This is a genomic window from Planobispora rosea, assembly GCF_014648175.1.
GTDB lineage: Bacteria > Actinomycetota > Actinomycetes > Streptosporangiales > Streptosporangiaceae > Planobispora > Planobispora rosea.
Map to the genome: position 1 here is coordinate 12,544 of NZ_BMQP01000044.1, position 26,168 is coordinate 38,711.

23 protein-coding genes and 1 riboswitch are annotated in these 26,168 nt (G+C 71.6%); of the genes, 13 read left to right on the forward strand and 10 right to left on the reverse strand.

Annotation, left to right across the window (positions count from 1 at the left end; genetic code table 11):
• Positions 1 to 728: 728 nt before the first annotated feature.
• The 3 genes from IEZ08_RS31660 to IEZ08_RS31670 all read left to right on the forward strand — a co-directional run bounded on the left by IEZ08_RS31660 (position 729) and on the right by IEZ08_RS31670 (position 4,770).
• Positions 729 to 2,315 (forward strand): phytoene desaturase family protein, encoded by a 1,587-nt coding sequence (locus IEZ08_RS31660; protein WP_068925738.1) that lies wholly within the window; start codon positions 729 to 731, stop codon positions 2,313 to 2,315.
• Positions 2,316 to 2,365: 50 nt separating this feature from the next.
• Positions 2,366 to 4,042, forward strand: a complete 1,677-nt coding sequence (locus tag IEZ08_RS31665) for an ATP-binding SpoIIE family protein phosphatase (protein ID WP_229803735.1) — start codon at positions 2,366 to 2,368, stop codon at positions 4,040 to 4,042.
• Between the two features lie 158 nt (positions 4,043 to 4,200).
• A complete protein-coding gene (locus IEZ08_RS31670; protein WP_068925739.1) occupies positions 4,201 to 4,770 on the forward strand; it encodes a TIGR03086 family metal-binding protein in 570 nt (189 codons plus the stop codon).
• Positions 4,771 to 4,878: 108 nt separating this feature from the next.
• Here the strand turns inward: IEZ08_RS31670 and IEZ08_RS40405 are convergent, their stop codons facing one another.
• Positions 4,879 to 5,001 carry a 50S ribosomal protein bL37 gene (locus IEZ08_RS40405; RefSeq protein WP_268249386.1) on the reverse strand — a complete coding sequence of 41 codons (123 nt, stop codon included), beginning with the start codon at positions 4,999 to 5,001 and terminating at the stop codon, positions 4,879 to 4,881.
• Positions 5,002 to 5,058: 57 nt separating this feature from the next.
• On the opposite strand from IEZ08_RS40405, the gene IEZ08_RS31675 reads away from it, so the two are divergent.
• From IEZ08_RS31675 to IEZ08_RS31695, 5 genes are all read left to right on the forward strand, one after another.
• A complete protein-coding gene (locus IEZ08_RS31675; protein ID WP_068925741.1) occupies positions 5,059 to 5,655 on the forward strand; it encodes an HD domain-containing protein in 597 nt (198 codons plus the stop codon).
• Positions 5,656 to 5,753: 98 nt separating this feature from the next.
• Positions 5,754 to 6,554, forward strand: coding sequence for a DeoR/GlpR family DNA-binding transcription regulator (locus IEZ08_RS31680; protein WP_189243562.1), 801 nt, complete (start codon positions 5,754 to 5,756; stop codon positions 6,552 to 6,554).
• Entirely contained in the window at positions 6,551 to 7,630 is a 1,080-nt protein-coding gene (galT, locus tag IEZ08_RS31685; RefSeq protein ID WP_189243563.1) for a galactose-1-phosphate uridylyltransferase, read from the forward strand. Before IEZ08_RS31680 ends, galT begins: the two co-directional genes overlap by 4 nt.
• 72 nt (positions 7,631 to 7,702) lie before the next feature.
• Positions 7,703 to 7,837, forward strand: a riboswitch (cyclic di-AMP (ydaO/yuaA leader).
• Between the two features lie 69 nt (positions 7,838 to 7,906).
• Positions 7,907 to 8,830, forward strand: coding sequence for a coiled-coil domain-containing protein (locus tag IEZ08_RS31690; protein WP_084780544.1), 924 nt, complete (start codon positions 7,907 to 7,909; stop codon positions 8,828 to 8,830).
• Positions 8,831 to 9,044: 214 nt separating this feature from the next.
• Complete coding sequence (locus tag IEZ08_RS31695; RefSeq protein ID WP_189243564.1) at positions 9,045 to 9,785, forward strand: CHAP domain-containing protein; 741 nt, start codon at positions 9,045 to 9,047, stop codon at positions 9,783 to 9,785.
• A 1-nt stretch (position 9,786) separates the two neighbouring features.
• On the opposite strand, the gene IEZ08_RS31700 is transcribed toward IEZ08_RS31695, so the two are convergent.
• From IEZ08_RS31700 to IEZ08_RS31710, 3 genes are all read right to left on the reverse strand, one after another.
• Positions 9,787 to 12,537 (reverse strand): NB-ARC domain-containing protein, encoded by a 2,751-nt coding sequence (locus tag IEZ08_RS31700; protein WP_189243565.1) that lies wholly within the window; start codon positions 12,535 to 12,537, stop codon positions 9,787 to 9,789.
• Positions 12,538 to 12,541: 4 nt separating this feature from the next.
• Positions 12,542 to 14,740 (reverse strand): tetratricopeptide repeat protein, encoded by a 2,199-nt coding sequence (locus tag IEZ08_RS31705; protein WP_068925752.1) that lies wholly within the window; start codon positions 14,738 to 14,740, stop codon positions 12,542 to 12,544.
• Between the two features lie 91 nt (positions 14,741 to 14,831).
• Entirely contained in the window at positions 14,832 to 15,524 is a 693-nt protein-coding gene (locus IEZ08_RS31710; RefSeq protein ID WP_189243566.1) for a hypothetical protein, read from the reverse strand.
• Positions 15,525 to 15,725: 201 nt separating this feature from the next.
• Here IEZ08_RS31710 and IEZ08_RS31715 point away from each other — a divergent pair, with 201 nt between their 5' ends.
• Entirely contained in the window at positions 15,726 to 16,232 is a 507-nt protein-coding gene (locus IEZ08_RS31715; RefSeq protein WP_068925756.1) for a DinB family protein, read from the forward strand.
• Here IEZ08_RS31715 and IEZ08_RS31720 read toward each other — a convergent pair.
• Complete coding sequence (locus IEZ08_RS31720; protein ID WP_141704198.1) at positions 16,219 to 16,860, reverse strand: MarR family winged helix-turn-helix transcriptional regulator; 642 nt, start codon at positions 16,858 to 16,860, stop codon at positions 16,219 to 16,221. The two genes, IEZ08_RS31715 and IEZ08_RS31720, sit on opposite strands and share 14 nt — an antisense overlap.
• A gap of 166 nt (positions 16,861 to 17,026) precedes the next feature.
• A complete protein-coding gene (locus tag IEZ08_RS31725; protein ID WP_068925759.1) occupies positions 17,027 to 18,331 on the reverse strand; it encodes a M50 family metallopeptidase in 1,305 nt (434 codons plus the stop codon).
• A 390-nt stretch (positions 18,332 to 18,721) separates the two neighbouring features.
• On the opposite strand from IEZ08_RS31725, the gene IEZ08_RS31730 reads away from it, so the two are divergent.
• Positions 18,722 to 19,327: a response regulator transcription factor gene (locus IEZ08_RS31730; protein WP_189243567.1), complete on the forward strand. Its 606-nt coding sequence runs from the start codon at positions 18,722 to 18,724 to the stop codon at positions 19,325 to 19,327.
• Between the two features lie 483 nt (positions 19,328 to 19,810).
• On the opposite strand, the gene IEZ08_RS31735 is transcribed toward IEZ08_RS31730, so the two are convergent.
• Positions 19,811 to 20,926 (reverse strand): PP2C family protein-serine/threonine phosphatase, encoded by a 1,116-nt coding sequence (locus IEZ08_RS31735; RefSeq protein ID WP_068925763.1) that lies wholly within the window; start codon positions 20,924 to 20,926, stop codon positions 19,811 to 19,813.
• 118 nt (positions 20,927 to 21,044) lie between these two features.
• Between IEZ08_RS31735 and IEZ08_RS31740 the strand changes: the two genes are divergently transcribed.
• Entirely contained in the window at positions 21,045 to 22,292 is a 1,248-nt protein-coding gene (locus IEZ08_RS31740; protein ID WP_068925764.1) for a GNAT family N-acetyltransferase, read from the forward strand.
• Between the two features lie 68 nt (positions 22,293 to 22,360).
• Positions 22,361 to 22,510, forward strand: coding sequence for a hypothetical protein (locus IEZ08_RS31745; protein WP_176728580.1), 150 nt, complete (start codon positions 22,361 to 22,363; stop codon positions 22,508 to 22,510).
• 16 nt (positions 22,511 to 22,526) lie between these two features.
• On the opposite strand, the gene IEZ08_RS31750 is transcribed toward IEZ08_RS31745, so the two are convergent.
• Entirely contained in the window at positions 22,527 to 22,994 is a 468-nt protein-coding gene (locus IEZ08_RS31750) for a ribose-5-phosphate isomerase (protein WP_068925766.1), read from the reverse strand.
• Positions 22,995 to 23,103: 109 nt separating this feature from the next.
• On the opposite strand from IEZ08_RS31750, the gene def reads away from it, so the two are divergent.
• The gene (def, locus tag IEZ08_RS31755) at positions 23,104 to 23,592 is read left to right on the forward strand and encodes a peptide deformylase (protein ID WP_068925768.1); all 489 of its coding nucleotides are present in this window, start codon (positions 23,104 to 23,106) and stop codon (positions 23,590 to 23,592) included.
• Between the two features lie 131 nt (positions 23,593 to 23,723).
• Here def and IEZ08_RS31760 read toward each other — a convergent pair whose 3' ends face one another.
• Positions 23,724 to 25,133, reverse strand: coding sequence for an aldehyde dehydrogenase family protein (locus IEZ08_RS31760; RefSeq protein WP_068925770.1), 1,410 nt, complete (start codon positions 25,131 to 25,133; stop codon positions 23,724 to 23,726).
• 301 nt (positions 25,134 to 25,434) lie between these two features.
• Entirely contained in the window at positions 25,435 to 26,055 is a 621-nt protein-coding gene (locus IEZ08_RS31765) for a mycothiol-dependent nitroreductase Rv2466c family protein (protein WP_068925772.1), read from the reverse strand.
• Positions 26,056 to 26,168 lie beyond the last annotated feature (113 nt).

The window sequence follows — 26,168 nt, forward strand, 5'->3', positions numbered from 1 at the left end:
TCACCGGAGAGGCGCGCCCGTGGTCGCCCGGCGACCAGGCCGACGGAGGAGCGGCACGGACGGCACACCCGCGGACGGACAGCGGCGTCCCCGAATGGGAGCCGCCAGAAACGACATTCATCTAATCGCGGCGAAACATACCGATACTGGTTCCCCGGCTCTCTTTTTTGGACATCATGAGAGTCCGCCTCACTACCGAGGAAGAGCCCGCACTCCAATCCGGCGGGGTGGATGCGGTCGGTGCGACCGATGCGGTCGAGGCGCCCACGCGGCCCGCCGCGCAGGCACGACGCCTCCGCGCGGTGAGATGAATGAGATGGACGAGATGAACGAGATGAACGAGGTGGCTCCGTGAACAACCGCACGGTTTCACAACCACCCCGGACGGAAGCTGGAAAAGATATTCGGGTACGCGTCGGAAATGCAGATATGGGGGATAGACTACAAGGGGTGACGTGTCGGACACTGTCAGCATCGACCCCCTGGAGGCGCACCGTGCCCGAGACCCCGCGCCGGAGCGACGCCCCCTCCGCCGCCCCCGACCGGCATGGAGTCGTCCGCGCCCTCCCGGGTCTGACAACTCTCTTCAGATCCAGTCAAGTCAACTCGTATCGAAGGGTCATGGAAAAGCATGGATTTCCCGAACTTCTTCGGGGAATGACGACCTAAAACCTAGATCGTTCTTTACTATTGGATAAACGCATAGTCAACGCCCCCCGGAGGAGACTGTGACGGAGTTCGACGGCATCATCGTCGGCGGCGGACACAACGGACTCACCTGCGCCGCCTATCTCGCCAGAGCCGGCCTGTCCGTCGCCGTCGTCGAGCGCAACGAGGTGGCGGGCGGCGGCTGCAGCACGCAGGAGCTCACCCTTCCGGGCTTCCGGCACAACACCCACAGCAACTACCACTTCCTGGAGGAGGGCCCGGTCCCCGCCGACCTCGAACTCCATCGGTACGGCCTGCGCTACGTCTATCCCGAGGTGCAGCACGCCACCGTCTTCAGGGACGGCCGCGCGATCACGGTCTACACCGATCCCAAACGCACCGCCGAGTCGTTCGCCCGCTTCTCCCGCGCGGACGCCGAACGCTGGCTGGAGCTGTACGAACGCTACGCCGAGGCGGCCCGGAAGCTGATGAACGGCTTCCTCTACTCCCGGCCGCTGCCGCCCCCGGTCCTGGCCGAGCGCCTCCGCGGCGACCTGGGCCGCGACCTGCTCAGCTACGTGCCGCTCTCGCTCTACGAGGCCGTGGACCGGAACTTCGAGAGCGACCAGGTCAGGGTGCTGTTCAAGTCGTTCCTGCACGCGATCTCCATCGAGGACGTCCCCGGCACCGGGGGGTTCTTCCCGCGGCTGCTGTCCCGCATCGCCAGGCTCGGCCTGCCCGTGGGCGGCGCGGCGAACGTCGCGCACGCGCTGTGCCGGGTGATCGAGGAGCACGGCGGCACGGTGATCACCGGCAGGCACGTCGAGCGGATCCTGGTGGGCGACGGCCGGGCCACCGGGGTGGGGCTCGCCGGCGGCGGCGTCCTGACCGCGCGGCGGTTCGTGGCCAGCGCGGTGGACGCCCCCCAGACGGTACGGCTGGCGGGCCCCGACAACTTCGGCGCCGAGATCGCCGCCAAGGTCGCGGCCTACAAGTGGGCGGGGCACAGCATCGTCTCGCTGCACCTGGCCCTGGACGAGGCGCCGCGCTACCGCGCCGCCGCGTTCGAGCCGGACGTGGACCGGGCGTTCCTGTTCGTGCTCGGCGCCGACAGCAGCCGGGAGCTGAGCCGTACCTTCGAGCAGATCCACCAGGGCCGGCTACCGGACCGGATGGCGGGCAACGGGGCGTGTCCCACCCTGTTCGACCCCTCCTACGCACCGCACGGCAAACATGTGGCCTTCTGGTGGCCGTGGGCTCCCTACGAGCTCGACGGCGACCCGGCCACCTGGGACCGGCGGCGCGAGGAGATCGCCGAGCGGCTCCTCGGCGAGTGGGCGGAGTACGCCCCCGGCCTGTCCGCCCGCACCGTCCTGGGCAGGCGGCTCTTCTCCCCGCTCGACATCGAACGGCACTGCGTCAACATGGTCCGCGGCAGCCACCACGTCGGCGCCTACGAACCCGCCCAGCTCGGCGGCAACCGCCCGGTTCCCGAGCTGGGCCAGTACCGCACCCCGATCTCCGGCCTCTACCTCTGCGGGGCCAGCAGCCATCCCGGCGGCTCGGTCTCCGCGGCCCCCGGCTACAACGGCGCCAACGCCATCGCCGAGGATCTCGGGCTCACCCCGTGGTGGACGCCGATTCCCGCACCCCGGTGGGATGGATGAACCTGAACCGTCGCTTCGTTACCAAGTCTCCTGGGAGGGACGAGCCGCGGATGGGAAGCCCGGCCTCCCTGCAGGAGCGGCTCGCGCTGCTGGACGCGGCGAGCAAGAAGATCGGCACCACCCTGGACCTGTTCGAGACGGGGCGGGAGCTGATGGAGGTCACCGTGCCGCGCTTCGCCGACGCGGCGGGCGTCCTGGTGCAGGACCGGCTCGTCACCGAGGGCGAGTTCCCGCACCGCACGACCAACGGCTCGGCGCTGGTACGGCGCATCGCGGTCGGCGTGGCGGCGGCCTCGCCCGGCGAGTACGGCGAGGCGTTCCCGGTGGACGAGGTGGTCGTCTACGAGGCCTGGACGCCGTACGCCCGGGCCATGGAGACCGGCAAGTCGATCCTCTACCCCCGGCTGGACGCCCGGACCGCCGAGCGGATCGGCCGGTTCTGGAAGCGCGACACGGTGACCAAGGTGCTGGAGAACAGCTCGTTCCTGGTGGTGCCGCTGACGGCGCGCGAAAGGGTGCTGGGCTTCGTCGTCTTCACCCGCACACCGGAGAGCCGGCCCTTCGACGAGCAGGACGTGACGATCGGCGAGGACCTCGCCGCCCGGACCGCGATCTGCCTGGACAACGCCCGGCTCTACGGCCACGAGCGCCGTACCGCGCTGACGCTGCAGAGCAGCCTGCTGCCCGCCGACCTCTACCAGCCGCTGGGCCTGACGATCGCCTCCCGCTACCTGCCGGCCAGCGACCTGGCCGGGGTGGGCGGTGACTGGTACGACGTGATCCCGCTGCCGGGCTGCCGGGTCGCCCTGGTGGTCGGCGACGTGATGGGGCACGGCATCAGGGCCGCCGCCACGATGGGCCAGCTCCGCACGGCCGCCCGCACGCTGGCGGGGCTGGACCTGGCCCCGGGGGAGCTGCTGTTCCGGCTCAACCGGATGAGCCAGGACCTGGATCCCACGCAGATCGCGACGTGCGTCTACGCCGTCTACGACCCGGTCTCCCGGCTGTGCTCGATCGCCCGGGCCGGGCACGTGCCGCCGGTCCTGGTCCGGCCGGACGGCGAGACCGAGGTGGTCGAGACGCCCGCGGGGCTCCCGCTGGGCATCGGCGACGCCCCGGCGGAGACGGCCGAGATCACCCTGCCCCCGGGCGCGATCCTCGCCCTCTACACCGACGGCCTGGTGGAGAGCCGCGACCGCGACATCGACGAGGGCATCGGCGCGCTCCGCAGGCTGCTCGGGCACTGGAACGACGACCTGGAGGAGGTCTGCGACCTCACGATCGGCGCGCAGCGCCCCGGGCACGAACGCGACGACATCGCTCTGCTGCTGGCCCGGGTCCGGGAGCTGACCCCGCACGAGGTGGCGGAGCTCTCCTTCGCCGCGGAGACCGAGTCGGTGTCCGGAGCGCGCCGTTTCGCCCGTGACACGCTCACGGGCTGGGGATTGGGGGGCACCCTCGTCGACACGACGGAACTCGTGGTCAGCGAGCTGGTCACCAACGCCGTCCTGCACGGCGAGGGGCCGCTCGGCCTGCGCCTGCTGCGCGGGCAGCGGCTGGTGTGCGAGGTGTCCGACCGCTCCCCCGCGGTGCCGATCATGCTGGAGGTGACCGGCACCGACGACAGCGGCCGGGGCCTGCGCCTGGTCAACCGGGTCGCCCGCCGGTGGGGCTTCCGCCAGACCCAGGAAGGGAAGATCGTCTGGGCGGAGCAGAACCTGCCCTGACCGGGGGTCGACCGGCCGGCTGTCCCGGCATGACCGGTAAATGAAGCCGACCAATCGGGTACGGCATGTTTTGCGAGTCATACCAGTCATGTCCAACAAGCCCGCTGACTACTGGCCGCCCAGAGGTTACGGTCGAACTGACGACTCGGGAGGACAGGATGACCATCGACGTCCGCGAGGCCTACCGCCGCGCGCTGGACGACTTCGGCGTTCTCGTGCACCGGATCGGGCCAGGGCAGTGGGAGAACCCGACACCGTGCGTGGACTGGAACGTCCGCGCCCTGGTCAATCACGTGGTGAGCGAGAGCCTCTGGGTTCCGGAACTGCTCGCCGGGCGGAGCGTCGGGGAGGTCGGCGACATCTTCGACGGCGACCTGCTCGGCGACGACCCGCCGAAGGCGTTCGACGCCGCCGCCATGGCCGCCGTCCACGCGGCCAGCGCCGAGCACGCTCTGACGCGCGTCACCCACCTGTCGTTCGGTGACGTGCCCGGCGCCGAGTACATCACCGAACTGTTCGCCGACGCCCTCATCCACACCTGGGACCTCGCCCGTGCGATCGGCGCCGGCGAACGGCTCGACCCCGAGCTGGTCGAGGCCTGCGCGGCCTGGTTCGCCGGCGCCGAGGAGGGTTACCGCCAGGCCGGGGTCATCGCCGAGCCGCAGCCTCTGCCGCCCGACCCCGACGCCCAGACCAGGCTCCTGGCCTCCTGGGGCCGCCGCGCCTGATCCCGGCGCGTACCGGGCCACCGCACCCCGCACCGCTGCCTGCGGTCTTCCCCGGCACCGGAACGGCGGGACGTGGCGCGGCGGCCGCCGGCGCCTCCGTACGGCGCGTTACCGGGCCGCCGGGCGCTTGCCGTGGTTGGCCTTGCGCTTCTTGCGTGCCCGGGCCTTGCGCGCTCGCCGTGCCATGCTCGACCGCCCTTCATCCGCGACGTCGGTGGACTCGGCTCTCACACTCCTCCGGGAACCGAGGCCGTACAAGACCCAAAGAAATCAAGGACACTCTCGGACATGAGCGCACAGTTGCTGGACCGCTGGCGGACCCTGACCGGCCCCGGCGCCGAGGCCCTCGGCCTCGACCTGATCACCCGGTACGGCGAGCCGCACCGCCGCTACCACACGGCCGCCCACCTGGAGGCGGTGCTCGACCACGTCGACGCGCTGGCCGGGCACGCCGCCAACCCCGACCTCGTACGGCTCGCCGCCTGGTTCCACGACGCCGTCTACGACCCCGCGCGCAGCGACAACGAGGAGCGCAGTGCCCGGCTGGCCGAGCGGGCGCTGCCGGAGGCGGGTCTGCCCGCGGAGGCGGTGGCCGCGGTGGCGCGGCTGGTCAGGCTGACCGTCACCCACGACCCCGCGCCCGGTGACGCGGACGGGGCCGTGTTGTGCGACGCCGACCTGGCGATCCTGGCCGCGCCGCCGGAGGTGTACGCGGCCTACGCGGCGGCCGTGCGCGAGGAGTACGCGTTCGTCCCCGACGACGCCTTCCGGAGCGGGCGGGCGGCCGTGCTGCGCTCCCTGCTCGACCTGCCGTCGATCTTCCGGGTGGCGGATCTGGAGGAGGCGGCGCGGGCCAACATCCACGCGGAGCTCGACCGCCTGTGAGGCTTGACCGACTGTGAGCGGTTGTCCCGCACAATCAAACATCGCCCCGCATCTATCTGTGATATTTTGGTGGAAGATGTTTGATTAAGGAGTGGCCAATGCTCGCCCAACAGAGGCAGCAGGCGATCCTGGACCGGGTCCGCGCCAGCGGCGGCGTCAGGGTCGCCGACCTCGTCCGCGAGTTCGGCGTGTCCGACATGACGATCCGCCGGGACCTGGAGGTCCTGGCCGAGCGCGGACTGCTGGAGAAGGTCCACGGCGGAGCCACCGCCGCCGGGCCCGGTTCCACCGAGGAGCCCGGGTTCGCCGCCAAGTCGGTCCGCCAGCAGGCCGAGAAGGAGGCGATCGCCCGGCGGGCCGCGCTGCTCGTCCGGCCCGGCACGGCCGTCGCGCTCTCGGCGGGGACCACGACCTGGACGCTGGCCCGCCTCCTCGTCGACGTGCCCGAGCTGACCGTCATCACCAACTCGATCCGGATCGCCGAGGTCTTCCACCGCTCCCCCCGTGCGGACCGCACGGTCATCCTGACCGGCGGCGTGCGCACCCCCTCCGACGCGCTGGTGGGCCCGGTCGCCGTGGCGGCGATCCGGGGGCTGCACGTCGACACCCTCTTCCTCGGCGTGCACGGGATGAGCCCGCGCGCCGGGTTCACCACCCCCAACCTGCTGGAGGCCGAGACCGACCGCGCGCTGGTCGCCTCCGCGCACCGCCTCGTCGTCCCCGCCGACCACAGCAAGTGGGGCACGGTCGGGATCAGCACCATCGCCGCCCTCTCGGAGGCCCATGTGATCATCAGCGACCCCGGTCTCCCGGAGGACGCCCGCGAAGAGCTCTCCGCCCAGGCGGGTGAGCTCGTCATCGCCGGGCCCGAGGAGGAGAGCCGGGTGGCGGAGCGATGAAGCGGACCGTCACCCACCTGGCCGACGGCCGGGAGCTGATCTACTTCGACCGGGACGACAGCGCGGACCGCGGCGCGATCGACGAGCGTGAGCTGCCGCCCCGCCCGCCCGCCTCGGAGCTGCGTTACGACCCGCTCACCGAGGAGTGGGTCGCGATCGCGGGACACCGGCAGGGCCGGACCTTCCTGCCCCCGGCCGACGAGTGCCCGCTGTGCCCCTCCGTGCCGGGCCGGCTCACCGAGATCCCCGCGGCCGCCTACGACGTGGTCGTCTTCGAGAACAGGTTCCCGTCGTTCTCCGACCGGCCCGCCGGCCTCACCGCCCCGGGCGGGCTGAGCGAGGCCCGTCCCGGCACCGGGCGCTGCGAGGTGGTCTGCTTCACCTCCGACCACGGCTCCTCGTTCTCGGCGCTCTCCCCCGAGCAGGTCGGACTGGTCATGGAGGCGTGGATCGACCGCACGGCGGAGCTGTCGGCGCTGCCGGGCGTGGAGCAGGTCTTCTGCTTCGAGAACCGGGGCGCGGAGATCGGCATCACGCTGACCCACCCGCACGGCCAGATCTACGCCTACCCCTACGTGACCCCGCGCACCGCGCTGACCCTGCGGGCCGCCGAGCGCCATCGGGAGCGGACCGGCGGCGACCTCTTCGCCGACGTCCTGGCCGCCGAGCGGGAGGCGGGGGTGCGGGTGGTCGCGGCCAACGAGCACTGGACGGCGTTCGTGCCGGCCGCGGCGCGCTGGCCGTACGAGATCCACGTCTACCCGCACCGGCGGGTCCCCGACCTGACCGGGCTGGACGCCGACGAGCGCGCGGCGTTCGGGCCCCTCTACACCGAGGTGCTGCGCCGCCTGGACGGGCTGTTCGGGGTGGTGATGCCGTACGTCGCGGCCTGGCACCAGGCCCCGGTCCGGGTGGGCCGCGACCTGGCCTACACGCACCTGGAGTTGTTCAGCGTACGGCGGGCGCCGGGCAAGCTGAAGTACCTGGCCGGGTCGGAGTCGGCCATGGGGGCTTTCGTGAACGATGTCCTTCCCGAGGAGGCAGCACGTCTTTTGCGCGCTGTTGTCACAAGCTGATCACCTGTTTGTATCGGCTTGAAGTCGCATGACCACCGCTTTGCCACTACTATCCTTCATTCGTCGGCTTGAACAGCAGATATGCCTAATCCCGGGCAAAGCGCCCGGGAGCCGGGGAACCATCGCACCTGGGGTGAACCACTTCCGTGGAAGGGCTGCTCCGGCCCGAACCCGTCAGCTAACCCGGCCGGCTGAAGGAGAGGAGAGTTCGTGGCGGCTGCGTCCCCCGCGCCCCCCACGTCCCGCGCATCCGCCACGCCCCGCCGCCGTGCGGCCGTGGCCGCTTCCCTGATACTCGCGTTCGCCCTGGGCGTGCCCAGCGCGGGCAGCGCGGCTCCCAAGCCCACCGAGGCCGAGCTCAGGAAGGACCTGGCCAAGCTCAACAAGAAGGTCGACACCCTCATCGAGGCCTACGCCGCCAAGCGCGAGTCCCTCGCCAAGGCGCAGAAGGCCGAGGGCGTCGCCAAGAAGAACCTGCGCAAGGCCGAGGAGGCCCTGACCGCGGCCAAGGGCGAGGTCGACGCCATCGCCCAGCTCCGCTACCAGAGCGGCTCCTCCAGCCTGCCCCTGCTGTTCACCCACGACCTGAGCGGCGCCGCCCTGATGGAGCAGCTCACCGCCCAGCAGAGCGCCCACCTGGAGGGCTACGCCCGCAGCCGGGACGAGCGGAAGAAGGCCGCCGAGCTGGCCGCCCGGCTCACCGAGCGGATCCGCGGGGAGGCCGAGGAGGTCGAGGACCGGCGCGAGGAGACCGAGAAGGTCATCCGCGACATCAAGAAGAAGCTCGAAGCGCTCGTCCCCCTCGGCTCCGGCCGCCGCTCCAACGGCACCTGGGTCCCCCAGCTGCCCAACGGCGCCGACAACATCACCGACCGGACCCGGAACATGCGGGAGACCATCAAGCGGTACTTCAACCTGACCCACGTGGTCGGCTGCTACCGCTACGACACCTTCGGCGAGCACCCGCTCGGCCGCGCCTGCGACTTCATGATGAGCTCGGGCGGCTCGATGCCCTCGGCCGCGGGGATGAAGCTCGGCGACGAGATCGCCGCCTGGGCGATCAAGAACCGGACCAAGCTGGGCGTCAAGTACGTGATCTGGAGGCAGCGCATCAACCACGGCTCGGGCTGGCGCTTCATGTCCGACCGCGGCGGCATCACCGCCAACCACTACGACCACGTGCACATCTCGATGTTCTGACCGGGCGGGACGGACCGGCCGCAGACCGGAACGAATATCCCGACAAAGCAGACTAATCCCCTATTTGGGGTATGTAGCTCCCCGGACGGTGGACGCGCACGAGGACGGATCACAGGCCGGACCCGGGCGCGGCGGGCCGTACCTCCCGGGCGGATCATGACCCGGGGCAGCGACAGGGAACAAGGTTCCAGGGAAACAAGGGAGAGATCCCGCGATGACCGAGCACCACCTTCCCCGCCTCCTCCCCGGGGGTCTGCTCCGCGCCGCCGCCGGTGCGGCCCTCGCCGTCTGCGCGTGCGCGGTCGCCGTCGGCGCGCCCGCCTCCGTGGAAGGGCTCCCGCCCGAGCCCCGGGCCCGGACCGCCCCGGCTCCCGCCGGCGTCCTTCCTCCGCCGGTCAAAACGGGCGTGACGGCGGCGGACATGCTGCGCATCGCCGAGAGTCAGATCGGCATCGCCGAGGACGCCGACGGCGGCGGCACCAAGTTCCACTCCTGGTACATGGAGTCGGCGCGGGCCCAGGAGACCCTGGACCGCGACGGCGGGGTCGTGGAGAAGTACACCAACGCGCCCTGGTGCGCGATGTTCGTCTCCTGGGTCGGCGAGCAGGCGGGGCTGCGGCGCACGGTCGGCGCGGACGCCTACGCCGTCGCCTGGGCCGGGTGGTTCCAGGACCGGGGACGCTGGGGCGACGCCGCCCGGCCCGGCGCCCTCGTCTACTTCGACCTCGACGAGGACGGAGGCGAGGGCATCTACCGGATCGACCACATGGGCCTGGTGAAACAGGACAACGGCGACGGCACGATCACCACGATCGAGGGCAACACCGACCGGGGCCTGGTCGAACAGCGCATCAGGCGCGTCTCCGAGGTCATCGGCTACGGCTATCCGGAATACCCGGGAGATCGCCCGGCGGGAGACCGCGGCCGCGCCGGAGGCAGCCCGGCCGGACGGTGAATCACGGCCCCGGCCGCCAGAGACGGTCCTTCAGGGTGGGCTTCGTGATCGGCAGGCCCAGTTCGGCGCAGACCTCCGCCAGTTCGTCCGCCGCGTGGTCGAAGGCCGGCTCGTCCCCGCACTCGGCGAAGGCCGCGACCGCCGCGGACAGTTCCGCCATCGCCCATCCGAAGCGGCGCAGGCCCCGGTGGGCGGTACCGGCCAGGGCACGGGCCTGCGCGGCGTGCCAGAAGTCACCGGCCGCCTGGTAGCAGCGGACGGCCGGCTCCAGCAGCTCAAGGGCCCGCCGGTACTGTCCGTCGCGCACCATCAGCTCCCCCCGGGCGTGCCCGCTCATGGCCCTCAGGCAGTCCCGCGCCCGGTCGCCGGGGTGATCGGGCACCAGGGCGTCGGCCAGGTCGAGTTGCCCCCGGGCCTCCTCCAGCCTGCCCTCGGCCAGCAGCGCGCGAGCGAGCAGTGTCCTCGCCCGCACCTCGGTGAACTCACGTCCCGTGCCGGCGGCCAGCAGGATCGCGCCGGCCGCCAGCCGACCGGCGACCGGTGCCCGCGCGCCGTCCACCGGATCCCCCGGATGCCACAGATAGCCGCTGCTCAGCTCGCAGTGGAGATGGGAGAACCGCTCCAGGCCGTGCCCGTCCTCGGCGTGCAGGCGCGCCAGTGCTCGCTCCCGGGTCCTCAGGTCACGGCGGCGGTTGGCGCACCGCACCTCCACGATGACCTCGTCGAGGTGGAAGCGCATGTCCCCACGGCCGCTCACACTCCCCGGCAGGACCGTGCGCCAGTCAGCCGGTTGGAAGGCCGAGACGCTGTCCGCGTGCAGGAGACGGGCCATCGCGTACTCACGCATGTCGCCCACGGCCTTCGCGTCCCGCGCCGCGGTCTCGAACTCCTCCGCGGCGGCTCTGTAGTGCCTCAGTCCGTGCCAGACCTGGCCGATCCGGCGCCGCACGGCCGCCTGGAGCCGCAGTTCCCCGGCCCGCCGCGCTTCCCGGTCGGCCTTCTCCAGCGTCTTGAGGGCCGCGTCGTACTCCTCGAAGGCGAGCAGCTGGATGCCCTCGGCCAGCAGGACCCGGCCCAGCGCCCCCGGTGTCCCGGAGCCCGCCGCGGCCCGGCGGGCGAGCTCGAACATGCGGTGCGCGGTGCCGCGGTCGATACGGCTGGTCCGCCAGCAGTCCAGCCAGGCCGCGATCACCCAGCAGGCCTCGTTCTCGTTGCTCTGGTGCGCCTCCGTCACCGCCCGGACCAGATGCGGCAGCTCGGCGGAGATCCACCGGTCGGCGTCCTCGGCGACCTTCTCAGCCCAGTCGCCGATCTCCGGCAGCGGTACGTCGCCGTAGTCGCCGCCGATCCGCCGGCCTTCCAGCACGCTCAGCACCGCACAGCAGGCGGCCAGGACGGCCCGGTGCAGCCGGTTCTCGATCTCCTTCAGCTCGTGCCGGTCCGGGACCAGCACGCCGAGCCGTCTCCTGGCGAAGATCCGGGTGAGCGGGTGGAAGGTGTAGCGGGGGAAGCCCGATGCGTCGGCCTCCACGTCGTCGAGCAGCCCCACCGCGGCCAACGCCGCGGCCAGGTTGGCCGCCTCCCCGGTGGAGACGGGCATCAGCACCCTGATCACCCAGGGGGTGAACGAAGCCGCCTCGACCAGGGACAATCGGCAGAACGCGGCCTTCTCGTCGTCGGTCAGCCTGCCGTACTCGGTGTCGAGCCGTTCCTCGATGCTGCGCCCGCCGTAGGCGAGGTCGGCGAGCCGGGAGCGCTCCGGGCGCAGGCGTTGCACCACCGGCTGCACCTTCCCGCCGCCGTGCCGCACCCGGTCGCCGGCCGCGCGCAACGCGATCGGCAGTCGCCCGCACAGCTCGGTCAGCTCGACGGCCAGGTGGCGGGTGGCCGCGTCGTCCACCTGGGAGTAGGCCGCCAGGATGGTCAGGGCCTCGTCCGGGCCCGGCGGGCGGACCGCCGTGGACGGGAAGCCCCGGGCGCTCACCAGGTCGGGCCTGCTGGAGATCAGGACGGTGCACTCGGTGCTGTTCGGGATGAGAACGTTGAGCTGGTCGGCGTCACGCGCGGCGTCCAGCACGACCAGGATCCGCCGCCCGGCGGTCCCGGCGCGGAACAGGCCCACCCGCTCCTGGAGCGAGGCGGAGCGGATCTCCTCCTCCGGCCAGCCCAGCTCCATCAGCAGGGCGTGCAGGACGTCGTGCGGGGACTTGCGCATGGCGGCCTGGCCGAGATTGGCGAAGAGCACCCCGTCGGGGTGCCGCCCGGCGAGCCTGCGGGCCAGTTCGAACTGGATGGCACTCTTGCCCACGCCGGGCGGGCCGTGCAGGGCGAGCACCACCGGGCCGCGTACCGAACCCTGCTCCCGCTGTTCGCGTTGCGCCTCGTAGGAGGCGATCAGGGCGGCGAGCTCGGACTCCCTGCCCCGGAAGGTGGGCTGGCGGTCGGGCAGGCCCCGCGCGGTGTACGTCTTCCCCGCCCCGGCCCTCCGCGCCCCGGCCTTCCCCGGCTCCGCGAGTTCCGCGGACCTCCCGGTCTCGCCGGCGTCCACCGGCGTTCCGTCCTCCCCGCGCCGTGGTGAGAGCGTGGACCAGGCCGCCGCCCCCGCGCCGGCCCCGGCCACCAGCAGCAGGGCGACGACCTGGAGCGGATGCTCCACCTTGTCGGCGAGCACCGCGGCGACCGCGGCGACCGACGCCGCGGGTACCGCGGTCCGGCGGCGCCACCTGTCAGCGGTCCGTCCGTCGCCGGGCATGGCCTCACCCGGCCGTCGAGCCGGTCAGTTCGGCGACAATCCCCGCGACCTGTCTCTCCACCCAGACGTCGCCGCAGGCGCGGAAGGTCTCGGCCGCCTCCACGAGCGCGAGTTCCGCCTCCCGCCTCGCTCCCTGGGCCAGGTGGATCTCGCCGAGAACGTAGCGGCAGTGCGCCGCGCCGTACCGGTTGCGCATCTCGGTGAAGAGTTCCAGCCCGGCCTCGGCGGCGGCCGTCGCCTCGTCCAGCAGCTCCCGGTCCAGCGCCACCCTCGCGGCGGCCTGCTCGGTCCAGGCCTCCCACAGGCACTGCCCGAGCCGCCGGGAGACCCTCCTGGCGTGGTCGAAAGCCTCGGCGGACTCCTCCAGCCTTCCCCCGGCATAGAAGACGGCACCCTGATACCACCTCGCCGTGGGCTCCATGGTCTCCGCACCGATCACCCCGCTCCTCCTGAGCCGGGTGGCGAGCTCCAGGTCACCATGGGCTGCGGAGGCGTTCCCCTGCAGCGCCAGGACATAGGCGCGTTCGAACAGCACCCGTGCCCGCTCACCGGCGTCCTGCGCCTCCTCGGCGAAGTCCAGGGCCTCGTCCAGGAAGTCCTTGGCCTTGTCCAGTTCGCGGAGCCTGCGGTGGATCCTGCCATTGCAGCGGTTCGCCCGGGCGCTGCTGCCCGGATGCTCCACGGTGATCGCGCGGAGCGCGGCCTCCTCCGCCTCGGGCATGTCGCCCAGCTCGCTGAAGATCTCCGCCAGCGCCGCGCAGGCCGCGGCCTGGGCGATCCGGTCGTCCTGCTCCCCTGCCAGGTCGAGCGCCTGCTGCGCGACGGTGAGCGCGCCGGACAGGTCACCCTCTCGCATGAGGCGATAGACCTGATCGTTCACCCAGACCCCCGGTTTCCGGCCACGGCGATCCCGTCGGACCCGGGTCACCTCCTCCTCCCGGTCACGGCGGACCTGCTCGCCGTCCTCCCGGTCCGCGCGGCTGCGGGCGTACCGGAGGACCTCGTCCTCCACGTAGAAGGAGGTACGGCCCCAGCCCGCGCCCCGGCGCGCGACGAACTGGGCGCGCGCGAGACGGGCGGCCAGTTCCTCGGAGACGTTCTCGTCTGCGGAGGAGGCCGCGGCCAGCATCCATCCGGTGAACTCCCGTTCCCCGATGGAGCCGATGGAGCGCAGCGCCAGGCGCTCCTTCGAGGTGAGCATCCCGTAGGACACATCGAGCCGTTCGGGCCGGGTCCGGGCCGGCAGCACGGAGTCCACCGCGAACTGCAGATCCCAGTGGGGGCGCTGGGAGAGCGCGGCGGCGGTGAGACGCAGCGCGAGCGGTTGCCCGCCGCAGGCGTCCACCAGCGTCTGCGTGGCGTCCGAGTCGTCGATCCGATCGGACCCCAGCAGGAGACGCAGCAGGTCCCGGGACGCGTCCGCGGCCAGAGGGGCGGGCTCGTGGGTGACGGCGGAGCCGGGAACGCCCTGCGGGACCCGCCTCGCGGTGATGATCGTCGTACAGCCCGGCCGGTCCGGGATGAGTCCGGCGAGGTCGATGCCGGGCGGGACGTCGTCCAGCAGGATGAGGAGCGAACGGTCCGCCGCCCGCCGACGGAAGAGGGCGATCCGCTCGTCGGCCGTGCCGGGGAGCTCGTCGTCGGGGTTCTTCAGCGCGTAAGCGTACGCCCCGGCGATCTCATGACGCATCCGCTCGGCACTCGTCCCATCCGAGCCGAGATCTCCCACCGGGACGTATATCTGCCCGTCCCCATGAGCGCGTGCCATCCGATGGGCGATGACGAGCGCGAGCGCCGTCTTCCCGATCCCTCCGGGGCCGTACAGGACGAGGACGGGGGCCCGCCCGGCCTCGCGCAACCCCGCCTCCAGCCGGGCCACGACCTCGTCACGCCCGACGAACACCTGGGGGGCGGGAGGCAGGGTCCGCGGCACGACATACTCCCTGCCGCCCGGCCGTACGGCGCCACCCGGCCGTACGGCCTCGGGGACCGGCCGGAGGGGACGCCTCCGGTCCAGGTAGGCGCGGGCGGCGAGGACCACGGCCACGTCGGCGGCCAGCGGCGCGCCGAGCGTCCCGACGGGTCCCCACGCCTCGAGCAGCCGGGAGACGGCCAGCGGGAGGACAACGAGAACGGCCGCCAGAAAGGCGAGGCAGGCGGCTCTGACTCCCCGTTCGTATCCCGGACCTGCCACTTCCGGCATGGTGCCTCCTCACGCGTACCGCAAGAATGAACGAGACATCACTAAAAGTCACGCATTCTTGGTGTATGCGTATTCACCCGGAAGCGCGGGGTCAGCGCCGGCGCAGGCGGTAGGTCAGAGTCCCGAGCGCGGCGGCGCCGAGGACGACCGCGGCGACGATCGTGTACGGCTGCCGCCACCACGGCTCCGGCTCCACCACCGCGACCGTGGTCGCGTCGTCCAGCGCCTCGGCGTCGAGCGTCTCCATCCCTCCGGCGGGGGCCGGCGCGGCGGGATCCGGCGGCGTGAGGGCTCCTGCCGGGCGCGTGCCGGCAGGGATGTCCGGCGGGCGGATCGCCCCCCAGTAGTCCTTGTGCTGCCCCTTCTGGGACTCGATGGCGCCCTTGAGGTCCTCCGGCAGCGGGGCGATCTCCAGGCCTCCCGGCACGGTGAGGGTTCCGACGTCGTACGGTGCGAACCAGCCCTGGATCGCCTTCACCCGCCAGGTCCCGTCCGGCAGGGAGATCGCCGCCGCGTAGTGGGCCGGCTCTCTGAGCTCCACGCCGGGGAAGCGGACGCTCTTTGCCCCGCTGGTGAACTCCAGGGCCACCTCGCCGAGGTCGTCGCCCTCGTAGGGGTGCGTACCGTGCTGGAGCAGCCAGAATCCCAGCGTGTAGGTCGCATGGGGGCTCATCTTCGCGGGTGAGGGGTCCATGAAGGTGACCGCCCAGCCGCCGGCCCGGGCCGGCGCCGCGAGGGCCAGCACGGGGACGATGATCGCCAGGATCAGCAGGATTCGTCTCATGTCCACCGGTACACCGCCCGGTCCCGCGAGGTTCCCGGTGGAGACGCCGGGGTTCGGGCCAAGACGGGCCAAGCCGGGCGAGACGGACTGGAAGGGCCGAGACGGGCCGAGACGGGCCGGAGGGGGCGGGGCACGGGAACGGGCTCCGAGAAACAGAAAACCGACTGACAATCAGTTCATAGTTGGACAAGATGGGCCGTCATGAGTGACAACCGTATCGATCCCCCCTTCGTCGCCGACGAAGCCCGGATGCTGACCTCCTGGCTGGACTGGCACCGGGAGACCCTCGCCGTCAAGTGCGCGGGCCTGTCGGAGGAGCAGCTGCGCCTGCGCTCCGTCCCGCCGTCCACGCTGTCCCTGCTCGGCCTGGTCCGCCACATGGCCGAGGTGGAGCGCGCCTGGTTCCGCAACATCCTCTCCGGCGAGGGCGCCCCGCCGCTCTACTACGACGAGCAGGACCCCGACGGCGACTTCGACAACGTGGACACCGCCTCGGCCGACGAGGCGTTCGCCACCTGGCGGGCCGAGATCGGCCGGGCCCGGGAGCTCTCCGCCGATCTGCCGCTGGACACGATCGGCAAGACGCAGCGCCGTGGGAACGACGTCTCGCTCCGGTGGATCCTCGTCCACATGATCGAGGAGTACGCCCGGCACAACGGCCACGCCGACCTGCTCCGCGAGCAGATCGACGGCGTCACGGGCGAGTAGCGGCGCCCTCGTCCGGCCCGCCGCCCTCCGGAATCCCGCCGGCCGGCTCGTCGCGCTCCGGCGCCCCGGAGCCTCCCGGACCCCCGCTCTCTCCCTTCGCCCCGGACTCTCCCCTTACCCCGGAGCCTCCCAGCGCCTCGGCGATCGCCTCGTCGAGGCGGGAGATGTCCGCCGGGCGGGCGGTGACCGCCTCGGCGAAACGGGTGAGCAGGCGGGCGAAGTCCTCACGGTCCGCACGGTCCCAGCCGGCGATCAGACCGTCGAGGTAGTCCCGCCGGTAGCCGGTCACGGCCCCCAGCACCCGGCGCCCCGGGGCGCTCAGCACCAGCCGTGCCCGCCGCGCGTCGACCTCGGACTCCTCGCGCTCCACCAGGCCCGAGGCGATCGCCTCGTTGACCAGCCTGCTGGCGGTGGAGGGATCCACGTCGAGCTGTTCGGCGACGGCTCCCACAGTCACCTCGGCCAGCTCCAGGCCCAGCCGGTGCACGGCGTGCACGACCATCACCGTGGACATCTGGACCGGCCGCTGCGCCTCGGCGACCTTGCGCGCGCGCAGGGGCCGCGACCAGATCCGGCGGAGCCGGAGCAGTGCCGCGTCGATCGCCGCCGCAGGCGTCACCTCGTTCACGGGCACACCCTATCGGCGGGTACGGCGCACGCGCCGCATCCTCCGGCGCCCGAGGACCGGGCCGCAGCCCCTCCCGGCCGAGCGGGAAAGCGGAGCGTGGACCCGTGCCGGGACGCGCCCGCCCGCCCCGGCACGTCGCGCGACGGCCGGGCACCCGGGGCACGGCCTAACCGGCCAGGCGGATCGGGTTGACCAGGTCGGCGTACATCAGCAGGCCGGCCATGATGATCATGGTGAAGGCCAGCGCGTAGGTCAGCGGGAGGACCTTGGCGATGTCCACGTACGCCGGCTCGGGCCGACGGGTGAGACGGGCGAAGCCGCGCTTGATCCCTTCCCAGAGGCCGCCGGCGATGTGACCGCCGTCCAGCGGGAGCAGCGGGATCAGGTTGAACATGCCGATCGCCAGGTTGAAGCTCGCCAGCAGGCTGACGAAAATGCTGATCTTGTTCTCCAGCGGGGCGTCGGACGCCGCGATCTCGCCGCCGATGCGGCTGACCCCGATGACGCCGATGGGGCCGTCCTTGTCACGCTCTTCACCGGAGAAGGCGGCGTTCCAGACGCCGACCATCTTCTCCGGCAGACGCAGCAGCGAGGAGGCCGTCCTGGCGGTGAGGTCCCCCATGTGCGCGACCACGGCGCCGATGCTCTGCCGCTCGATGACCTGTGTCGGACTGACGCCCAGATAGCCGACCAGCTCCATCTTCCCGGGCTCGTCGAGGGACTCGCGCTCCTGGGCGATGAGATCGGCGGTGATGGTCATCGGCTGCCCGGCCCGCTTGATCCCGATCTCGACGGGCCCGGCGCCGCTGGAGCGGATGGCCCGCGTCGCCGCCTCCCAGTCGCCGACCGGCTTGCCGCCCACCGAGACGATGACGTCACCGGGCCGCAGGCCCGCCGCGGCGGCCGGGCTGGCCTGGTCGGCGGAGGTGCAGGTGGGGTTCCTGGTGTATTCGGCGGCGGTCTTCACGCAGTCCGGGACCGTGGAGACCTCGGTCTTGAGCACCCCGACCCCGAAGCCCATGAGCACGACGGCGAACAGGACGAAGGCCAGCACGAAGTTCATCGCCGGGCCGCCGAACATGATGATGACCTTCTGCCACCAGGGCTTGCGGTAGAAGACGCGGTCCTCGTCCCCGGGACGGACCTCCTCCAGCGCGACCTCCCGGGCGCTCTCGATCAGGCCCTGGAACGGACCCGTGGAGGACGACCGCGCGGTGCCGGGGGCGTCGGTGGGCCGGGGCGGGAGCATGCCGATCATCCGGATGTATCCGCCGAACGGGATCCACTTCACGCCGTACTCTGTCTCGCCCTTCCGCCGGGACCACATGGTCGGGCCGAACCCGACCATGTACTGCGTGACCCTGACGCCGAACCGTTTGGCGGGAACCAGGTGACCGATCTCGTGCAGGGCGATCGAGGCCATCAACCCCACGAGGAAGATGACCACTCCGATCAGGAAAGGCCAGTCCACAGATCCCCCCGGTAGCGGATTCACCAACAATGCCCCATAAGAGCCTAGCCGACACGCCGGACTGCGGTCCCCGTTCTCTCCTGACTGCGGTCTCCGCTCTCTCCGGGCTGTGAGCCCCGTTCTCTCCGGGCTGTGAACCCCGCTCTCTCCCGCTTCCCGACCGGGCGTGAGCGATATGGACGCTCCGACGGGTCCCCTCGCTCACCGCCGGGCCTCCTCATCCGCCTCACCCGCCGCGTCATCCGCCTCACCCGCCGCGGCCGCCCGATCCACGCCAAGACGAAGACCCTCCGGACATTCCCTTGCGCAGGCTTTGCCGAATGGGGACACTTTGGTGACAGTGTGAAATCACATAGTCACTCAACGAGGCGGTCGGATGAGAGGAGCGTTTTGATCGGGATCCTGGTTGCCGAGCAGCTACCCCTGGTCCGGATCGGTCTCGTGGCCTCGCTGGAGCGCGCGGCCGACCTCAAGGTGGTGGCCGACCTGGACGACGGCGAGGACGTCGTCTCCGCCACCCTCCGGCACGAGCCGGACGCGGCGATCATCGGCCTGGACCTCCCCGGCGGCGACGGGCTCCGCACGGCGCTCCGACTGCACGAGCGGGCGCCGGGCTGCCGGGTGCTCATCCTGTCCCGCCACCCGACCCCCGGCCAGGTCCGCCGCGCCTTCGCGGCGCACGCACTCGGGTTCATGAGCCTGGAGGCGGGCCCCGAGGAGATCGCCGACGGCGTCCGCCGGATCGCGGCCGGCCACCGGACGGTGGACTCCGACCTCGCCGTGGCGGCCCTGGAGACGGCGGAGAACCCGCTGACCCCCCGGGAACTGGACGTGCTCCGGCTGGCCGCGCGGGGCGCGCGGTCCGACGAGATCGCCGAGCAGCTCTTCCTGTCCGTCGGCACGGTCCGCAACCACCTTTCCCGGATCATGTGCAAGACCCAGGCCCGCAACCGGCTCGACGCCGTGCGCATCGCCGACGACTCCGGCTGGCTCTGACCCCTGGGGCCGGCTCTGGCCCCTGGACGACTCCGAGGCCCCGGAGTGGCTATGGGGATCAGCGGCGCATATCGGCGAACGCACCCCCTGGAGCCCCCGCGCGTGCCAAGGTTGAACCAGCGCCGACACCGGCCGTGACCGGTGCGGTCACTGAAGATTCCGGATCCCGGAACAACCGCGCCGTTCCCCCGGGGGCCGGAATCTTCAGTGGCCACACCGATGCCGGACCGCCGCACGGGGCCGGGCCCGGCGCCCCGCACCACAAGCAGCGGAGAAAGCCCGCATCGTCTCCTCGCGGAGATTTCGGTCCCTTTCCTCCCGCTCCCCGGAAATCCCGGGGACTTCGGCACTCATCTGGCCAACTGCTACGAGAATTCCAGGCGGCCTCCGCCCTCGCCAGTGACCAGAACCACGATCGGACCCGTGAAGTTCGTCACGGTCCGCATGCGTCCGCACACCGTACGAAACGGCGGATCAGGTAGGTCAGGGGCGCCAGATGAGCACGAGCGCGCAGTCGTCGTTGTGCCCTGCGGACATGGAGGTGACCAGGTTGCGCGCCCCGCCGGAGAACCCGGAGGGGAGCAGGCGTTCGGCCTCGCCGAGCAGCCGGTCGAGGCCGGCGTCGATGTCGCGCCCGGGCTGCTCGATGAGCCCGTCGGTGTACAGCATGAGCGCGTCGCCCTTGCGGAGCATCCCCTGGTCGGGCTCGCAGTGCAGGTCGGGGACGACGCCCAGGACCACGCCCTTGGCCGGGGAGACCCGCCAGGTCCCCGTGCCCGCCTCGAACGTGACCACCGGGGGGTGCCCGGCCGAGGTGATGACGTACTCGCCGGTGGCGAGGTTGAGCCGGACGTGGACGGCGGTGACGAAGCCCTCGGCCTCCCGCTGGCGGTGCAGGTAGGCGTTGCAGGCGGGCAGGAACGCGTCCACCGAGCCGAGCAGGCCGCCGAAGGTCCCCGACAACATCAGCGCGCGGGTGCCCGCGTCGACCCCCTTGCCGGAGACGTCGACCAGGGCGAGCTCCACCGTGTCCCCGTCCCGCAGGGAGACCAGGAAGTCACCGCCGAAGGAGGAGCCCCCGGCCTGCTTGAGCACCACCTTGGCGCCCCAGTCCTTGGGCAGCGGGGGCAGCTCGCTCTGCTTCTTGAGCCGGTCGCGCAGCTCCAGCAGCATCACGTCGCCCCGGAGCCCCTGCACGCCGAGCTTGCCCCGGGTGCGGGCCATCACCGCGGCCAGCACGGAGGTGAAGCCGAAGGCGGCCAGCATCCCCGGGCCGATGTATCCGAAGCCGCCGGTGACGCCTACGTAGACCAGCCCCACCACGATCGCGCACAGTAGCTTGGCGAGACTGCGCAGCCGCAGCTGGAGCCCGCCGACGAGGATGATCGGGATCATGAGCGCCGGCGAGAACCACTCGGCCGAGACGCGCGCGGACAGCACGGCGATCGTCAGGGTCAGCACGATCAGCGTGATGAGCAGGTTGCGGTCCCGGGCCAGCGGCCCGCGACGGAGGAACCGCACGGCGGGCACGAGAAAGGGGACCCGCACCAGGAACGCGCGGAGCCCTGCGGGGATCAACGGCACCGGACGGGAATTCATGATGCGCCTGACTGTATCGGTCCACCCCCCGTTCGGGGAGCCCACTTGACCAACACCTAGATCATTAAGCACGGATATTGTATGGCCGCGACGGTTTGCCGCGCCTACCGTAGGAAAAATGAGTCTTACGCTGCGCCCGATGACCGAGTCCGACTGGTCTGATTGGATCATGGTCGACGAAGAGGCGTTCGGCAGCCCCATCCCCCCGCATCGTGTGGAACTGTTCAAGGGCACCACCGAGTTCGAGCGCTCCCTGGGTGCCTATGACGGTGAACAGCTCGTCGGCGTCACCGCGGTGTGCAGCTTCACCATGACGGTGCCCGGCGGCCCGCTGCCGGTGGGCGGTGTCACCGCGGTCGGCGTGCTTCCGACCCACCGCCGCCGCGGCGTCCTGACCGCGCTGATGACCCGCCAGCTGTCGGACCTGCACGAGCGGGGTGAGGCGGTCGCCGCGCTCTACGCATCCGAGTCTGTGATCTACGGCCGGTTCGGGTACGGCCGGGCCGCCGACGGCATGACCGTGGAGATCCCCACGCACCGGGCCGCCTTCGTCCCGGGCGCGCCGGCCGACCCCGCGCTGCGGCTGCGGATCGTCAAGCCCGCCGAGGCGAGGGAGACCTTCGAGAAGGTCTTCGACGCCGTGCTCGGCAGCCGTCCCGGCCTCTACGCCAGGACCCCCGCGCGCTGGGACGCCGCTCTCTCCGACGAGGAGGCCGACCAGGGCGGAGCCGGGCCGCTGCGCGCCGTGGTCGCCGAGGACGACGGCGGCCCGCGCGGGTACGCGCTGTTCCGGGTCAAGGCCGGCTGGAACGACGCGGGCCTGCCCGACGGCGAACTGCGGGTGAGGGAGATCTTCGGCCTGGACCCGGCCGCCTACGCCCTGCTCTGGCGGCACCTTCTGGACCGTGACCTGGTCGCGCGGGTCAGGAGCTGGAACCGCCCGGTCGACGACCCGCTGATCTACCTGCTGGCCGACGCCCGGCAGCTCCACGCGGGCTGGATGGACGAGCTGTGGATCCGGCTCGTGGACGTCGGGCGGGCGCTGTCCGCGCGACGCTACTCGGCCCCGGTGGACGTGGTGATCGAGGTCGAGGACGCGGTCTGCCCGTGGAATGCCCGGCGCTGGCGGCTGTCGGCCGACACCGCCGGCGCCCGGTGCGCCCCCGTCGGAGAGCCCGGGGATCCCGGGCCGGCCGCCGACCTGACCCTCCCGGTGAGCGCTCTGGGCGCGGCCTATCTCGGCGGGCGGCCGCTCACCGCGCTCCAGGCGGCGGGCCTGGTGCGCGAGACGCGGGCGGGCGCCGTACGGGAGTTGTCCACCGCGATGTCGTGGGAGCCCGCGCCCTGGGCCGGACTGACCTTCTGAGGGCCCGGTTCCGGCGGTCTCTCCGGAGGGGCGGGCCCCCGGAGAGACCGCCGGGTTATCGTGGCGGTATGGCACTGCAGAGCTTGCAGATCACAGCGATCACCGCGATGCGGGCCAGGGACGTGTCCCGGCCCTCACGGGAGCAGCAGGAGGCCGCCGACCGCAGGCCCCTGCGCGACGAGACGCCCCGCAGGGAGGCGCGCACCAGGGACAGGTGAGCGCCCCGGCGGGAACCTACGGCAGCGGCGGGAGCTCGCCCGTGGTCTCGTAGGCGGTGAGCTGGTCGATGCGGCGGCTGTGCCGCTCGGCGCCTGAGTAGGGGGTGGCCAGGAAGAGCTCGACGAACCTGGTCGCCTCCTCGGTCGAGTGCATCCGCGAGCCGATACTGATCACGTTGGCGTCGTTGTGCTCGCGGCCGAGCTTGGCGGTGTCCTCGCTCCAGGCCAGCGCCGCGCGGACGCCGCGCACCTTGTTGGCCGCGATCTGCTCGCCGTTGCCCGAACCGCCGATCACGACGCCCAGGCTCCCGGGGTCCTCGGCGACCCCCTGGGCCGCGCGCAGGACGAACGGCGGGTAGTCGTCCTCGGCGTCGTAGACGAACGGACCGCAGTCCGTGACCTCGTGGCCGTGCTCCTTCAGCCAGGAGACGAGGTGATTCTTGAGCTCATAGCCGGCATGGTCGGCACCGATGTAGACACGCACCCGCCCAGTCTCGCAGGTATGGATGGCCGCCCGGCCGCCGCCCCCGGCTAAAGTAAGAGCCGAACTACCGCCTGAGCCCTTACACACCCTTACGCCAGGGAGCCCACACATGCGTGACATCCGAGTGATCGGGGATCCGGTCCTGCGCACGCCCGCCGAGCCGATCGTGGACTTCGATCGCGACCTGCGCCGCCTGATCGACGAGATGTTCGCCGCGATGTACTCCGTGCAGGGTGTGGGCCTGGCCGGCCCGCAGGTCGGCGTCGGCAGGCGGCTGTTCGTCTACGACTGCAGCAACCGCAGGGGACACGTGATCAACCCCGAGCTGACGATCGACGACGACGCCGAGGTCCTCGACGAGGAGGGCTGCCTGTCGGTGCCCGGGCGCGAGACCGGCAAGCCGATCTACGCCAGGACGCCCCGGGCCGCCGGGGTGACCGTCAGCGGTTTCGACCGGCTGGGCCGGCCGGTGAAGGTCAAGGCCCGGGGCATGCTCGCCCGCTGCTTCCAGCACGAGACCGACCACCTGAACGGCGTGCTCTACGTCGACCGCCTGGCCAAGGAGGCCGCCAGGAAGGTCCTCCTCCAGACGCCCTGACGCCTGCGTCCGCCCCGCCGTCCCGGCGGGGTCCGGTTTCCCGGGTTCCTCTCAGGGTCCTCGCAGGGCCTCGCGGGCTTCTCGCAGGGCCTCGCGGGCTTCTCGCAGGGCCTCGCGGGCTTCTCGCAGGGTCACAGCTGGAGCGACTTGATCTCCAGGTACTCCTCCAGGCCGAACTCGCCCAGCTCGCGCCCGATGCCCGACTGCTTGTACCCGCCGAAGGGGGCCAGCGGGTTGAACCGGCCGCCGTTGATCGACACCTGGCCGGTGCGCAGCCGCCGGGCGACGGAGACCGCGCGGCTCTCCTCGCCCGCCCACACCGCGCCCGCCAGGCCGTACGGCGTGCCGTTGGCGATGGAGACGGCCTCCTCCTCGCCCCGGCTGTAGGGGATGACCGACAGGACCGGACCGAAGATCTCCTCCTGCTCGATCACCATGCCCGGCGCCACCCCGGCGAAGACCGTGGGCTCCACGTAGAAGCCTCGCTCCAGCGGCCGGTCGGTGCCTCCGGTCACCAGCCGGGCGCCCTCCTCCTGGCCCCGGTTGATGTAGCGGACGACCCGGTCGCGCTGTGCGGCGGAGACCAGCGGGCCGAGCCGGGTGCCCTCGTCGAAGGGGTCGCCGAGGGTGTATTTCTCCGCGGCCTGGACGGCGAGGTCGACCGCCGCGTCGTACTGGTCGCGATGGACGATCATCCGGGTCCAGGCGGAGCAGGTCTGCCCGGAGTTGAGGAAGGCGTTGGCCACGGTCGCCTTGACCGCCGTCGTCAGGTCGGCCTCGGGCAGGATCAGGCTGGCCGACTTGCCGCCGAGCTCCAGCGCCACCCGCTTGACCGTCCCGGCGGCGAGGGCGGCGACCCGGCGGCCCGCCTGGGTGGAGCCGGTGAAGGAGACCATGTCCACGCCGGGGTGGGTGGCGATGGCCTCGCCGATCACCGGTCCCCGGCCGCTGACCATGTTGAACACCCCGGGGGGCAGCCCGACCTCGTCGAAGATCCCGGCCAGCGCGAAGGCCGCCAGCGGCGCCACCTCGCTGGGCTTGAGCACGACCGTGCACCCGGCGGCGAGCGCCGGCCCGACCTTGCACACGATCTGGTGGAGCGGGTAGTTCCACGGCGTGATGGCGCCGACCACGCCGACCGGCTCCCGCAGGACCCAGGAGTTGCCGATCCGCTCGGTGTCGAAGTCATAGGACTCGGCCAGGCTCGCGTAGGAGGCCAGCACCCCGGCCGGCATCAGCGTCTGCACCTTCATCGCCACGCCGTACGGGGCGCCCATGTCGGTGGCGATGATCCTGGCGATCTGGTCGGCGCGTTCCCGGATCAGCTCGGCCGCGGCGGCGAGGATCTTGCCGCGCTCGGCGGGGGCGGTACCGGACCAGGCGGGGAGCGCGGCGCGGGCGGCGGTGACGGCGGCCTCCACGTCGGCGGGCGACCCCGCGGGAACCCGGTCGATCAGCTCCTCCGTCGCAGGATTGATCACATCGATGCTCTCGCCCGACGCCGACGCCTGCCATGCCCCGTTCAGGTAAAGGTGACGCATGCCCTCATCCTCGCGCGCGGAAGGTGATAAGGCGAGAGTTCTGTCGCTACTCAGCGTGTCGAAATGATTACACGGAGTAAGACGACCCTCGCTGCAGCGCATCCGGCCGCTCTCTCACACAGTAGGGCGATACCGCTGTAAGCCAAGGAGAAGCGGGAGATCCTTAAAAACTCGTAACATCCGGATACATAACATCCCGACGCTCAGGCGCCTCCACCGTCTCCGCGGCGAGACGGCGCGCCCCGCCGCGGAGACCGCCCACCCGGCCGGGAACCGCCTGGGACCCCGGCCGGCCCGGGGATCAGTCGAAGATCGGCGGCCTGGTCCGGGAGCGCTTGAGCTCGAAGAAGCCGTCGAAGCCCGCGACCGTCCGGACGCCGTCCCAGAGCCTGCCGGCCTCCTCGCCCTTGGGCGCGGGCGAGATGACCGGACCGAAGAAGGCGACGCCGTCGACCGCGATCACCGGGGTGCCGACCTCCTGGCCGACCCGGTTGATGCCGTCGTCGTGCGAGGCGCGCAGCGCCTCGTCGTACTCCTCGGAGTCCATCGCGTCGGCGAACGCCCGGTCCAGCCCGGCCGCCTCCAGGGCCTCCTCGACGGTCTCGCGGAGCGTGTCGAGCTGCTTGACCCTGCCCTGGTTGTGGAAGCGGACGCCCAGCTCGGTGTAGAGGCGGCCGACCGTCTCCGAGTCGTACTTGTCCTGCACCGCGGTGACCACCCGGACCGGACCGATGGCCTTGGCGATCATCTCGCGGTAGGAGTCGGGAACGTCCTTGTCCTCGTTGAGGATGTTGAGGCTCATGATGTGCCAGCGCGGCTCGATCGGCCGCACCTTCTCGACCTCCAGCAGCCAGCGCGAGGTCATCCACGCGAAGGGGCAGAAGGGGTCGAACCAGAGGTCGACGGGGGTTCGCTCAGTCATCTGTCAGCTTCCTCATCGGGCGGATATTCCGCATGGCAACAACCGTGGGACGGTTCTCCCTATTCCTCGGTGGATTATCGCCTTGACGGTCTCTTTATCCTCATATGTGATGA